This is a genomic window from Paenisporosarcina indica (assembly GCF_001939075.1).
Lineage (GTDB): Bacteria > Bacillota > Bacilli > Bacillales_A > Planococcaceae > Paenisporosarcina > Paenisporosarcina indica.
In genome coordinates, this window is the sequence record NZ_MPTA01000001.1 from 56,186 (window position 1) to 70,345 (window position 14,160).

13 protein-coding genes are annotated in these 14,160 nt (G+C 40.5%); 11 read left to right on the top strand and 2 right to left on the bottom strand.

Annotated elements, in window-relative coordinates:
* Window positions 1-3: 3 nt before the first annotated feature.
* The 3 genes from GY23_RS18610 to GY23_RS18120 all read left to right on the top strand — a co-directional run bounded on the left by GY23_RS18610 (window position 4) and on the right by GY23_RS18120 (window position 1,432).
* Window positions 4-192, top strand: a complete 189-nt coding sequence (locus GY23_RS18610; RefSeq protein WP_245827514.1) for a hypothetical protein — start codon at window positions 4-6, stop codon at window positions 190-192.
* On the top strand, window positions 162-872 hold the full coding sequence (locus GY23_RS00285; RefSeq protein WP_245827516.1) for a GNAT family N-acetyltransferase: 711 nt from the start codon (window positions 162-164) through the stop codon (window positions 870-872). Before GY23_RS18610 ends, GY23_RS00285 begins: the two co-directional genes overlap by 31 nt.
* 398 nt (window positions 873-1,270) lie before the next feature.
* Window positions 1,271-1,432 carry a hypothetical protein gene (locus tag GY23_RS18120; RefSeq protein ID WP_161487547.1) on the top strand — a complete coding sequence of 54 codons (162 nt, stop codon included), beginning with the start codon at window positions 1,271-1,273 and terminating at the stop codon, window positions 1,430-1,432.
* A gap of 586 nt (window positions 1,433-2,018) precedes the next feature.
* Here the strand turns inward: GY23_RS18120 and GY23_RS00295 are convergent.
* Window positions 2,019-3,314, bottom strand: coding sequence for an amidohydrolase (locus tag GY23_RS00295; RefSeq protein WP_075617213.1), 1,296 nt, complete (start codon window positions 3,312-3,314; stop codon window positions 2,019-2,021).
* A gap of 38 nt (window positions 3,315-3,352) precedes the next feature.
* Window positions 3,353-4,543 (bottom strand): M20 family metallopeptidase, encoded by a 1,191-nt coding sequence (locus GY23_RS00300; RefSeq protein WP_075617214.1) that lies wholly within the window; start codon window positions 4,541-4,543, stop codon window positions 3,353-3,355.
* 167 nt (window positions 4,544-4,710) lie between these two features.
* On the opposite strand from GY23_RS00300, the gene GY23_RS00305 reads away from it, so the two are divergent.
* From GY23_RS00305 to GY23_RS00340, 8 genes are all read left to right on the top strand, one after another.
* Entirely contained in the window at window positions 4,711-6,117 is a 1,407-nt protein-coding gene (locus GY23_RS00305; protein ID WP_075617215.1) for a M20/M25/M40 family metallo-hydrolase, read from the top strand.
* Window positions 6,086-7,324, top strand: coding sequence for a M20 metallopeptidase family protein (locus GY23_RS00310; protein ID WP_245827519.1), 1,239 nt, complete (start codon window positions 6,086-6,088; stop codon window positions 7,322-7,324). The genes GY23_RS00305 and GY23_RS00310 overlap by 32 nt, the downstream gene beginning before the upstream one ends.
* On the top strand, window positions 7,321-8,868 hold the full coding sequence (locus GY23_RS00315) for an ABC transporter substrate-binding protein (protein WP_075617216.1): 1,548 nt from the start codon (window positions 7,321-7,323) through the stop codon (window positions 8,866-8,868). The genes GY23_RS00310 and GY23_RS00315 overlap by 4 nt, the downstream gene beginning before the upstream one ends.
* 65 nt (window positions 8,869-8,933) lie before the next feature.
* A complete protein-coding gene (locus tag GY23_RS00320; protein ID WP_075617217.1) occupies window positions 8,934-9,848 on the top strand; it encodes an ABC transporter permease in 915 nt (304 codons plus the stop codon).
* Between the two features lie 12 nt (window positions 9,849-9,860).
* Entirely contained in the window at window positions 9,861-10,766 is a 906-nt protein-coding gene (locus GY23_RS00325; protein ID WP_075617218.1) for an ABC transporter permease, read from the top strand.
* 15 nt (window positions 10,767-10,781) lie between these two features.
* Window positions 10,782-11,744 (top strand): ABC transporter ATP-binding protein, encoded by a 963-nt coding sequence (locus GY23_RS00330; RefSeq protein WP_075617219.1) that lies wholly within the window; start codon window positions 10,782-10,784, stop codon window positions 11,742-11,744.
* Window positions 11,745-11,757: 13 nt separating this feature from the next.
* Window positions 11,758-12,801 carry an ABC transporter ATP-binding protein gene (locus tag GY23_RS00335; protein ID WP_139311055.1) on the top strand — a complete coding sequence of 348 codons (1,044 nt, stop codon included), beginning with the start codon at window positions 11,758-11,760 and terminating at the stop codon, window positions 12,799-12,801.
* A 26-nt stretch (window positions 12,802-12,827) separates the two neighbouring features.
* On the top strand, window positions 12,828-14,144 hold the full coding sequence (locus GY23_RS00340) for a hypothetical protein (protein ID WP_075617220.1): 1,317 nt from the start codon (window positions 12,828-12,830) through the stop codon (window positions 14,142-14,144).
* The last annotated feature ends 16 nt before the right edge of the window (window positions 14,145-14,160 follow it).

A 14,160-nucleotide genomic window follows, 5' to 3' on the forward strand; every position in this document is an offset into this window, starting at 1 on the left:
CTAATGCATACAGACAATAAAACAGTATTAGCATTAGTGGAATTTGATAAAAATGATGTCTTAGGTTTAATAGAACTTTCTGCATCAGTTGGCTGGGATTATGATGAACATGAAATTAGAACTGTTATGTCATCTGGTAAAATAGCGGACATAAAAATGCTGTGGGCAAAGTTGTTTCAAGTGCTGCAATAATTCCTTATGACACTGATTTAGCTTCAATTGGAATGTTTATTGTTAATGAAGAATATAGAGGTTTAGGCTTAGGAAAAATGGCTACTCAGAAATGTATAGACAGTGTTTCTCAAGATACCTCAATAATGTTAATTTCAACTGAAGATGGGAAACCCTTATATGAAAACTTGGGTTTTAATACTGTAGACTATGTACATAAGTATTTAAATGATAATTATATTTCAACTAAATTATTTAATAATCGAGAAATTACTATAGAGAAGTACAGTGAGAATGATATTAATGAAATTATTGAATTAGATTCGGCTGCTTTTGGTGATAAGAGAAGAAAATTACTTCTTAACAGGATAAATCAATCAAAACATTGTTTAGTTGTTAGAAATCTGAAGGGGAGGATTATTGGATTTGGATTATCCATATTAGGACCAGTAAATCTATTAATAGGACCTATTGTAGCACCAGATTCACATACAGCAGCTTTAATAATCGATAGGTTAGTTCTTAATCATCAAGGAAAGTTAAGAATTGATGTGCCATCCAATAAAGACGAGTTAATGTTATTATTGGAGAAAAGCGGATTTGTAAAAGTTAGTAATCCCCCGATAATGATAAAGAACTCTATTAATATGCCATATAGGAATAAAGAGTTATGTGCTATTACTGCACAAATCTTTGGTTAAGGATAATAATATCCTAATTCAACTAACGGGTGCTTTAGTTAAAGATCATGGGGCTGCGTAGACAGCTCTTTTTCTTATTGAACGAACGGGGGAGTTTAGTTGAAAATAAAATCCATATAAGTTTTGTTAAATTAAACATCAATAAAGTTATCAAATCGAGGTGATACTATTGGGCAGGAAAAGAAAGGACAATTATCTAGGCAGTTGGACAGAATCAAAATTTATTAAAATTGATTTAGCGTTTAGTGAAGAAAACCTAATTGAACTGATAAAGTCTGATCGCTGAGCTGCTTAGACGGCTCTTTTTTCTTGTTCAACTAAAGGGGCAGTTTAGTTGAACACGGAATTATTTGAAACCTTGATAATAAAATAAAAGTCTATGTGGTTGAGGGGGAAAAATGAAGAAAATAGTTTCTAGTATGATTGTCTTACTGATTTTTATTGTAAGTGGTTGTAATAGTGCAGAATTAAAAGTATCAGAAGAACAGGCGAAATCCAGTGTTATCGAACAACACACTGGACACATCGGCAGGGTCAAAATACTTTCAATAGAACTTTAAAAAAATAACTATATAGTTGAGTGGAAAAATGAAGAAAATTGTGAACAGGGTACTGATTCTGTTGACGGAGAAAATGGGGAAATTGAAATGATTAAGGCTTCAATCTGTTAATGATTGGCGTCGGGAATTTTATGCTTATCCAACTAACGCGTGCTTTAGTTAAAGAAGGGAATAGAAAACACAGCTGACTAAAAATTATAACGAAAAAAACACTGAGTATATAATCTCAGTGCTTTTTTATATCTTTTTCTATCAGAAAATGACAAAAATGCAAAGCTACAGCTTATTGCGATGCTAATCCCATTTCTTTTTAAATAGCTATTTACAGGGATATTTGAAATTTTGCACCTCTCAAGAGAACCTGTTAAATTACTAACCCGTCTCTTTTTAATCATGCAGTATAGATATTTGAGCAGTTATTTGGGAGATATTTGTGTTCTCATGCTGCCAGCCGCTTACTTTTGCGGGGATTTCCAGGTGTTCCGCTAGAGTGTTATGTATCAGTGACTTGGGACACAATTTGGGGAACAATTGTGGCTCTGAACCTGAAAGAATCATACCCGCAGGAGATTGGCAAGGACTTGCTTTATGAATTCAGTTCAACAGCAACACGATATAAGGCATCTACACCAATTCGTAATGATGATTCATCGATATCGAAGCGTTCGTTGTGATGACCTGCAGCAATGTCACATCCAACAACACAATAGGTTGCCTGACCACCTAGCTCCATGACGCGGTTCATGAAGTATGTTGCGTCTTCTGATCCAGCAGCTCCTCTTGACCAATCGATTACTTCCGTAAATGCCGGATTGGATTTGGCGCAAGTTGCTACGCGTTCCACAAGCTCTTCACTCGGCACGCTGTTTAATGCTCCGCCGACAACATCCACGTTAACTTCTACTTGATACATCTTAGCAGCGCCTTCCAAAACTGCGAGTGCTTGGCCCTGGATAAATTCATTAATTTCTGTCGTTTCACCACGAGTTTCTAGTTTCAGGAAAGCTGATGAGGCGATAATGTTTCGACCACTGCCAGCTTGCAGGACACCAACATTGATGCGTGACGCACCGGCTGAGTGGCGGGGAATACCATAAATTCCGAGTACCGCAGCAGCTGCCGCAGCCAAGGCATTTCGACCTGCCTCTGGTTTGCCACCTGCATGGGAAGCAAATCCTTTGAATGTCACATCCATTTTCGTTGTTGCTAAATATCCTGCCTTGCCGGCAACAAAACTACCTGAAGGGATCCCGGTTCCCAGATGGGTGGCGATAAAGTAATCGACATCGTCGACTACGCCTGCTTCAACCATTGATTTTGCTCCGCGAGTGCCTTCTTCTGCAGGTTGGAAAATCAGTTTGATTGTACCGACTAACGATTCTTTATTTTCCATAATTAAAGTTGCCAAACCTAAACCAATGGCTGTATGTCCATCATGTCCGCAAGCATGCATCATATTGGCATTTACGGAAGCGTATCCGTCTTTAAAAGGAATGTGTTCTACAGATAGGTCTTCCTGGATATCTAGCGCATCCATATCAACGCGGAATGCAGTGGTAGGACCCGGCTTCCCGGTTTCGAGAGTCGCCACGATGCCAGTCATCCCACCTGCAAACTTCGGTAACCAATCCAAGTTTGCCCCGTTTTCCTGCGCCCACTTATAGTGATTATCCAAAACTTCTTTTGAAGGTACGCCCATTCGAGCGTCTTCTTTCATTACTTCCGAAGCCACCTTTAATGGATAGCCAAGTTGAGTCAAATAGGCAGCCACAATGGAAGCTGTGCGCATCTCCAAAAAACCTGATTCAGCATGTTGGTGGAAATCACGACGCCACAGAATGAGTTGTTTATCTAAATTCGTTTCGGTGAGAGTGCTTGTCATATTTTCTAAACTCCTTTTCCGATTTTGAATGTGAAACTTTACGATGTTTGAGGGGTCTTCTTTTCCAATTGTTCAACGGATAGATTTTGTGCATAGGTGATACATAGTTCTGCAACCAAAGCACAACGTTGCGCAAATAAATCAAAACGGATATGTTCATGTCTCGCATGGGGACCATCCCCTGGAATGCCCAAGCCATCAATAGTAGGGATACCAAGAGCAGACGTGAAGTTCCCGTCACTTCCTCCACCGACACTGGATTCCTTGAGATCAATATTCAACTTTTTACCTGCTATTTTGGCAAGTTCGTATAATTTTCGGTTTGCTTCGTTTCTTTCGAGAGGCGGTCGATTTAGTTCGCCCGTAATCGTCAATTGGGCAAGCGGATTCTTCGGATTCAATTGATCAATTGTTTGCATGAGCCGACTCGCTTCTTCAAGGGATGTCATGCGGAAGTCTACTTCGATAGACGCATGTTCAGGAACCACATTGCTAGTTGTTCCACCTTTAATGGTTCCAACGCTAACAGTAGTTCCTTTTGAATAATCGGTCAGTTCGTGCAGTTGCTGAATGAGATAAGTCATTTCCAAGATGGCATTAACTCCATCTTCATGATTATTCCCGGCATGGGCGCTGACACCTTGTACATCCAACTGATACATGCCAATTCCTTTACGTGCCGTTTTCAGTGCGTGCGTATGGGCTTCTGCAGGTTCCATGACAAAAACGGCATCACATGTTTTCGCCACTTGTTCAATTAAGTCGCGGGAAGACAAACTACCAGTCTCTTCATCGGAGGTAAATAGGAATACGGGTGAAATAGGTAAAGTATCGAGCGTTTTTTCCAATGAAGTAACTGCCCAAATAGATGAGAGTAACCCAGCTTTCATGTCAAATACACCAGGTCCATACAATAATTGTTCATCGAAGCGGATAGGGAGTTCACCTTCTTGCCATACCGTATCAAAATGACTAAGGAATAATACACGCGGTTTGGAGGATTCCGATTCTTTTTTTTCAAACTGCAGATGATCGCCATAGTATTCCTGTGGATGTACGGTACAAATGTAATTGCTACCAAGTCTATTTTGGACAATATCCTTTAACAAATTTCCTGTTTTATCTACCAGTTCTTTCTGTAGGCTGGGTGACTCCGCTTTTACAATGGAAATCAAATCTTCTTGAATTTGTTGTATATGCGCGGATAAAAATTCATACGTTTCTGACATTACCTATTCATCTCCCTATTTTCATTTAATAGTAATAAGATAACCACAATAAGTCTGATAAATCAATATGTTTAAAATAGTAAAATAATACATTGACAAAATATTTAGAATTAAGTAGTGTTAAAGAAATTAATTAAGGTATTTTTCCTAAAAGGAGGACTAAGTTATTGGACAAACAAATTTTTGCATTTATTGAAGAACAACGTGGCGAATATATCAAATGGTTAACTGATTTTTGCCGGATTCCAAGTGTAGCTGCACAAAATCGCGGGATGAAGGAAAGTACAGATTTCATTGAAGACCTGTTTGACAAAGCACTTCAAACTAAACCGGAATTATTACCTACAAGAGGATATCCAGTTGTTTACTCACATTTAAAGGGTACGAAGCCAACTACTTTAAGTTTCTATAATCATTACGATGTACAACCAGAAGATCCCATTGAACTGTGGGATACTCCTCCTTTTGAACCAACATTCAAGGATGGAAAAATTTATGCCCGTGGAGTCGCGGACAATAAAGGAAACCTTATCGCTCGCGTGGCTGCAATCCATGCCATCAAGCAAGTAACTGGTGGACTTCCAATTGATATCAAGTTTATTTTTGAAGGCGAAGAAGAGATTGGAAGTATTCATTTAGCTGATTTTGCAGATAAGCATCAAGATAAAATTCAATCGGATGGATGCGTTTGGGAATTTGGGTATCGTGATGCGGATGATCGCTTGCAAGTATCACTTGGCGTAAAAGGCATGTTATATGTAGAACTTTTCATCAAAGGAGCAAACACCGATCTACATTCAGCGCAAGCTTCAATTATTGAAAGTCCCATTTGGAGATTGATTTGGGCATTGAATTTATTGAAAGATCCGAATGATCGAGTTCTCATCCCAGGTTTCTATGATTCCATCACTCCCATTACGGAAGAAGAACAAGAGTTGCTTTCTCACTATCTTTTGGAAGAAAAATCAACATTGGATCACTTGGGAATCGAAAAATTTGTAAATGGGTTGACCGGTGAAGAATTGAAAGCGAAACACATATACGAACCGACATGTAATATTTGTGGCATTCAATCGGGTTATACAGGAGAAGGGTCTAAGACGGTATTGCCATCTGAAGCATTTGCCAAGATTGATTTCCGATTAGTTCCTGGTCAAAACCCTCATCAATTATTGGAGGATTTACGCACTTATCTAAATACTCACGGTTATGATGACATCGGAATCCGTGTTTTTGGATCGGAAGAAGCTGCACGTACCCATCCTTCCGAAAAACTGGCTCAAGCGGTTATTGAAACGATTGGCACCTATTGCGACCTGCCTCCCAATGTAATTCCAAATACACCAGGGACAGGACCCATGTTTGATTTATGCCAACGATTCGGTATACCTTCTGTATCCTTCGGCGTTGGACATTTTGCTTCTTATACACACGCACCAAATGAAAATATACGGGTTGATGATTTTATCGAAAACATCAAACTGATGGCTGCGCTAGTATTTAAATTTGAAGAAAAGATGAATGAGAATGGAGCTGACCTGAGTGAACCTGTTACAAACGCAACAACCGTTTGACCGAGTGAAAGAGTTGCATCCTGCTTTAGTCGAAGCGGTTGACGCTGTATTTGATGAAATGGTCGTCATACGACGGGATTTGCGACAAAATCCAGAGCTTGCTTTTCAGGAAACACGTACGGCTTCTATCGTCGCAGCGTATTTGCGTGAATGGGGTTACGAGGTAACAGAGGGTGTTGGTGGAACGGGAGTCATCGGAGTGCTGAAAGGGACAATTCCTGGTCCGGTCATTGGATTACGTGCTGATATGGATGCATTGCCAATGCCTGACGAAATTAATGAAGACTACAAAAGTATCAATGCCAATGTAGCGCATACATGTGGTCATGATGTCCATACGACCAATTTACTCGGAGTTGCAAAAGTCTACTCGATGATCGGACTTAAGCGAGGGACATTGAAATTGATTTTCCAACCAGCTGAAGAAGTCGGTGCCGGGGCAAAAGCGATGATTGATGCTGGTGCACTGCAAAACCCACCGATGGACCTAATGGCAGGACTTCATGTCGCTCCAGCCCTGAAAGTTGGTGAGTTCGGTACATCCAATGCGGTATTCAGTGGCGCGGCGGTTGATATTTTCGAACTTGAAGTGACAGGGAAAGGTGGTCATGCCGCTCATCCACATTTAGCGATTGATGCCGTTATGATTACGGCACAAGTGCTTGTTGCACTTCAACAAATCGTGAGTCGCCAAATTGATCCACTCGATTCTGTTGTATTAAGTGTTGGACAAATCCAAGGTGGAACGAAAGCTACAATCTTACCAAATACGGTGACGGTAAACGGGACGGTACGAACTTTACTTCCCGCTACACGAGAGGAAATGCCAAAACGAATTGAGCAAATTGCCTCCAATGTAGCAGCCGCTTTTGGTGCAACGGTTCGATTAACTTATGACCGTGTTACTCCTTCTGTTCAAAATGATGAATCTGCTAAAGTCCTTCTTCATGAAGTGATATCCGAGTTATTTGGCGAAGAGGCATTGATATATAGAAACCCATCCATGGGTGGGGAAGATTTTGCTTACTTTTCACAAGAAGTGCCATCGGTGTTCTTCAATCTTGGAACGAAAACCGGGGAATCGACATCATTAGGACTTCATACAACCAAATTCAATGTCGATGAAGAAGCAATGCGTTATGGGATGACGGTTTTAAGCTATTTAACTCATAAATATTTACAAGGGGAAGAGGGGGAACGTACATGAAGAAAAAATTAAGTGCATTGTTTTTAATTCTTACGCTGTTGGTAGCGGGTTGTTCAGATGGCGAAAAAGAAGGAGCTAAGGGTGATAAACCTGTTGAATCAAGTGAATCAAAAACATTGGTCATCGCAAATGGAACAGATCTTTCTTCTTTTGATATCCATAACCACAACACAACAAGCACAGAAGCTGTTCACGTCAATATGTTCAATTACTTAGTGAAAAATGGCGGGGAAGAAGGATTCTTGCCTGACTTAGCGGAAAGCTGGGAAAACGTAGATGAAAAAACATGGTCTTTCAAATTGAAAGAAGGCGTTAAATTCCACAACGGTGAAGAGTTGACTGCTGATGATGTTAAATTCACGCTTGAACGCGTTGCAAAAGATGATACTTTATTGGAACACGGTTCTTACAAGCAAATTCAGGAAGTTGTTGTGAAAGGCGATTACGAATTTGATATTGTGACTGAAAATTCCGAACCTGCTCTTTTAAACCGATTATCTCGAATTGGTTCTGGTATCCTACCAAAAGATTATATCGAAAGTGAAGGTTGGGAAGTGTTCATGGAAGCACCAATTGGATCTGGCCCTTATAAATTTAAAGAGTGGAAGAAAGATGATCGTTTGACTCTTGAAGCTTATGCGGACTATTTTGGCGAGCCAGCTAAATGGGAAGAAGTTGTGTTCCGAAGCATTCCTGAGGATTCAACACGTGTTTCCGAGTTATTGACTGGCGGTGTTGATATTGCCGTAAACATCCCACCAACTGACTTGGAACGGATTGATGCCACGGATGGAGTATCCATCATGAAATCCCCAACTCAACGAGTCATGATGCTTGTTGCCCGTACTGGAGGAGAAGGTCCAACTGCCGATCCACTTGTTCGTGAAGCGATTGATTTAGCGATTGATAAGCAAGCAATTGTAGATTCATTGCTTGAAGGAGCAGGCAAAGTAACACGTACACGAGTAACACCAGGTAACGTAGGTGCAAATGAAGACTTATTTGGTAAAACTTTATATGACCCTGAAAAAGCAAAAGAATTGCTGGCACAAGCAGGTTATGCAGATGGTCTTGAACTTTCATTAAGTTCACCGAATGGTCGTTATTTAAAAGATAAAGAAACTGCTGAGTTAATGGCAGCAATGTTACAGGAAGTCGGGATTAAGGTTAACCTTGAATTCCTAGAATGGAGTTCATTCAATGCAAAATACCAGGAAAAAGGATTCGGAGATTTATTCTTTATCGGTTACGGAAACTCAATGTTTGATGCTTCTTTGGCACTTGATCGTTTGAAGAAGGATAAAGCAGTTGGTGAAACAGACTACGATAACCCAGAAACTGAAGTGTTGTTGCAAACTGCTGAATCAAACATGAATTTGGAAGAACGTAATGAGCAATACAAACAAGCGCAGGAATTAATTGCTGAGGATCGACCACAGATTTATCTATACCAATTGGAGTCCATTTATGGTGTTAACGATAGAGTTTCATTTGAGCCCCGTTTGGATGAAATGTTCTACGTGGACAATATTACATTGAAATAACTAGAGGGGACTAATCCCCTCTTTTTTTATCATATCCGGAACCTGAGAAGAGGAGGCGCAAACGTATGAAATATTTATTTCAAAACCTGTTAAAAACCATACCCGTATTACTCCTCATTACACTGATTGTATTCTTGTTGGTAAGAGTAACCGGGGATCCCGTTTCTTTGATGCTTCCTGAAACAGCAACAGAAGAAGAACGTGAATCATTAAGAGAAGCACTAGGATTCAATGAGCCCTTGCCTGTTCAATATTTTACATATTTAGGGGATTTAGTAAGAGGTGATTTTGGAGACTCCTTCCGATACAATACGGATGCCATGGCACTTGTGTTGGAACGATTACCTGCAACGTTTGAATTGGCATTTGCCTCGATGATTGTAGCCATCCTCATATCTGTGCCACTAGGAATATTATCCGCAGTAAAGCGAAATAGCTTTTTTGATTTATTTATTACAGGTGGTGCGGTTTTAGGGAAAGCGATGCCAAGCTTCTGGCTGGGAATCATGCTCATATTATTCCTGGCCGTCAATGTTCAGATTTTCCCGGTTTCCGGGAGAGATGGATTTCAGCATCTCATCCTGCCGGCACTTACTCTGGGAACTGGTATTGCAGCTGAGATGACGCGTCTTATTCGCTCGAGCATGCTTGAAATTTTAGGCCAGGACTTTATTAGAACCGCTCGCAGTAAAGGATTGAAAGAAGGCATTGTCGTCAACAAGCATGCATTTCGAAATGCCTTGATACCAGTTGTGACGATAATGGCATTGCAAACTTCCACATTGATCGGTGGAACCCTTATTACAGAAACCGTTTTTGCATGGCCAGGATTGGGTCAGCTTCTGGTTCAAGCCGTAAATTTACGCGATATGTCAGTTGTCCAGGCAGCGACATTCCTCATTGCTATATTTGTTATTATGAGTAACCTAATTGCAGATTTAATGTATCGAATGTTAGATCCGCGAATCAAATACGATTAAGGAGGCTATGAAATGACTTCGATTTCAGAACAGACAGTTGTTATTACAAATGCCAGTTACGGCAAGCGAATGAGAAAACTGGGAATCCGATTATTGAAAAGTAAAACAGGTCTTGTGGGACTGTTGATCGTTCTTGCAGTCAGTCTTATGGCTATTTTGGCACCATTCATAGCCATGTACGACCCAGCCAAAACAGATGTTGTTCACCGTTTGCTCCCTCCATTCTGGGTTGATGGAGGAAGCATGGATTATCCACTTGGGACTGATAACTTAGGTCGTGACGTGTTGAGCCGCATTATCTATGGTTCCCGCATTTCCTTGTTGGTTGGAATCAGCTCAGTCATTCTGGCAGGCATTATCGGAATGTTTTTTGGATTGGTAGCGGGATTCTACGGGAAAGTATGGGATTTCATTATCATGAGAACGGTCGATTCCTTCCTGGCCATTCCAAATATTTTATTCATGTTAATTATCCTTGCCGTTTTGGGACCAAGTCTAAGCACTTTGATATTAGTCCTTGGGGGAACATCATGGGTGGTTTATGCGCGCATGGTGAGAAGTGAGACACTCAGCGTCAAAGAAAGAGATTTTGTGAGATCAGCGAGAGCTATTGGAGCTAAAGATTATCGAATCATTACAAAATATATATTACCGAATGTCATATCGTCATTTATCGTCATTGCTACATTGAATGTGGCATCGACCATCATCCTGGAAGCAAGTTTGAGCTTTTTGGGATTAGGCATTCAGTCACCAGATGTTTCATGGGGTCTAATGTTGAGTGATGGTAGACAATACATTGCGACTAGCTGGTGGGTAGCCACTTTCCCTGGTGTAGCGATAACGATTACAGTGCTTGGCGTTATTTTCCTTGGTGACTGGTTAAGAGACATACTGGATCCGAAAATTAAAGACTAATCGGGAGGTGATATCATGGCTGAGAAATTGATGGACATTAAAGATTTAAAAGTCCGCTTTAAAACTGAAGATGGCTTTATTTCAACTGTAAATGGTGTGACCTTCAATATGAACGAAGGCGAAACATTGGCGATTGTAGGGGAGTCCGGTAGTGGTAAAAGTGTTACATCTCTAGCTTTGATGGGGATTTTACCACCAAATGGTGAAGTATATGAAGGGGAAATGTCATTCCGAGACAAAAACTTGCGCACATTAAGCAAAAAAGATTATCGGGCATTACGTGGAAATGAAATCTCGATGATATTCCAGGAACCAATGACAGCACTTAACCCTGTATTTACAGTTGGTTATCAACTACGGGAAACACTGATTGTTCACTTTAAAATGACAAAGCAACAAGCAAATATTCGTGGAATTCAAATGCTGGAACTGGTTGGAATTCCGGATGCAGAAAAAGCAATGGGGCGTTTCCCACACCAATTATCAGGTGGGATGCGACAACGGGTTATGATTGCAATGGCATTGTCTTGTAACCCTCGGCTATTGATTGCGGATGAGCCAACCACCGCATTGGATGTAACCATTCAAGCGCAAATCCTGACGTTAATGCGCAACCTGAAAGAAAAATCCAATACGAGTATCATGATCATTACACATGACTTAGGTGTGGTGGCAGAACTTGCGGATCGAGTAATTGTTATGTATGCAGGAGAAGTGGTTGAAGAAGCACCGATTTATGAACTTTTCGAGAATCCTCTTCATCCCTATACAAAAGGACTGATGGCATCGATTCCAAAAGTACACGACGTGGTGGATGATTTGTATTCAATAGAAGGTACTGTCCCGAATCCGGCAAATATGCCGTCTGGTTGTAAGTTCCATCCGCGATGCCCCCTAGCTGATATTGAATGTACCAAAATTCATCCAGCTCTTGAATACGTAAATGAAGGACACGCAAAACGCTGCATCAAAGTTTAGGAGGTGAAATGACATGCTGATTATGAACGAAAAGGAAGTTGCTGAAAGTAAAGCTGTAGAAGATAAAGTAATATTGAAAGTTCAAAACTTAAAAAAACACTTTGATATGACGAAAGGTCTCATAAAAAAGACGACTTCAAAAGTCCGTGCCGTCGATGGACTGAATTTTCAAGTATATGAAGGAGAAACACTCGGTATTGTTGGGGAATCAGGTTGTGGGAAATCCACTACAGGACAACTGATTCTAGGTTTACTCGATGCTACGGAAGGTCATATCTATTTTAGAGACCAAGATATCGCAGGGATGTCCCAGCAAGAATTAAGAAAAGCCAGACGTGACTTACAAGTAATCTTCCAAGATCCGTATTCTTCATTAAATCCAAGAATGACTGTCGAAGAAATTATTGGTGAGCCCCTTGTGGTTCATGGATTGGCCAAGGGTAAGTCATTACGACAAGAAGTCGTGAATTTAATGAAACTTGTAGGATTGGGTGAACATCAATTAAAACGATATCCTCATGAGTTCAGTGGTGGACAACGTCAACGAATAGGCATCGCACGAGCGCTAGCCTTAAAGCCGAAAGTAATCGTCTGTGATGAAGCTGTATCCGCTCTGGACGTCTCGATTCAAGCACAGATTTTAAATTTATTGAAGAAACTTCAGAGAGAACTAGGTTTGACTTATATTTTTATTGCTCATGGGTTACCGGCTGTCCGTCACATCAGCAACCGTATAGGGGTTATGTACTTGGGGCGAATGGTGGAACTTGCTGGGCGCGATGAAATTTTCGAGAGACCATTGCATCCATATACACATGCACTGCTTGATTCGGTCCCGATACCCGATCCGCGTTTTCGGAAAGAGCATCTGTTGATCGAAGGGGAAATTCCGAATCCAAGCAATCCTCCTTCTGGCTGCCATTTCCATCCGCGTTGCCCATATGCAACTGATTTGTGTAAACAAAAAGATCCAGCATACGAAGAAATTTTACCGAATCATTTTGTTGCGTGCCATTATCCATTACTCAATAAAAATACGAATGTCTTGCCTAGTTAGAAGATGTAGGAAAGGAAAGCATTTGTATGAAAGTGAAAATAGGTGCTATAGGACCCAATGACTCATTACAGCAGATGAGAAAAGTAGCGGAAAAAGATTCACGCATTGAATTGATCGAGTTTGAATACTCACATCCCGATCAGCTTCAATCCATATTGAACAAAAATCGATACGACGTGACGCAATGGATATTTTCTGGCCAAAATCCTTATTATTATGCACTCAATCATGGCTGGATTACCGAAGAAGAGGCAAGTTATCCACCACTACATGGCATAAGCCTGCTCGGCACTTGTATGCAGGTAGTGCATGATAAAGGAAAATTGGTTAAACGAATGAGTCTGGATACCGTGGATATAAAAACGGTCGAGCTCATAATGAATGAATTTTCACTGCAAGATTTATCGCTCGAATTATGTCCATATAAACATTACAAACCTTACGATGAATTAATTGATTTTCATGTGAAGCACTTTGAAAGTGGAAATACTGAAGTCGCATTGACCTGTTTATTGAATGTGTACAACGCATTGGTTGAGTTAGGTGTCCCTTGTTACCGTCTTGTTCCTTCCCAGCTGGCGATTCAGACGATTCTCAATTTTTTGGTTTCCCGTGCAAATACCCAAATATATGAAAAGCTAAAAGTCGCCATTATTGGCATTGAATTAAAAGGTTCAGAAGCTAGTATTGGGACATTGCATAAATATGACGAGCGAAGAAGAAATCTTCAATTGGGATTGCATCTCGTCCATGTCTCCGAACTGCTAAACGGCAACTTAATCGATCAACAGGATGGACGTTTTCATATTTATACGACGTATGGGGATATAGAATTGCTTCAATCAACACAATCATTTGTTGATGTAGTAAAAGAGGTTGAATTACAAATGTCACAGAAATTAATGGTTGGAATTGGTTCGGGCTATACCGTATACGAGGCTGGGAGGCATGTTGATATTGCTTTCTTACAAGATTCAGCCGAAAATGACACAAGCATCATTTTTGTCGACGAAGACAAGAAAGTCCTCGACTATTCCAAAGAGCATACGAGTTATTATACCGTAGAAAATCTACCTGACCATTGGAAGCAAACACTTCAGGAGAATGACTACACACCGATCATTCCAGCAAAAATCTATCATTTTCTGAACTTAAAACGCATTACCCAATTCAGTAGTGAACTGATAACCAGCCTTTTGAAAAACACAGATCGCAACACTCGCCGAATCTTGAACGAACTTGAACAAATGGGCTTACTCGAGGTCGTTGGAGAAGAATCATCCGGCCGTCCAGGAAGACCCAAAAAGACTTACGTAATCGTCAACGATGCATTTGTCTTATAAAGAAAAGGCGATCATT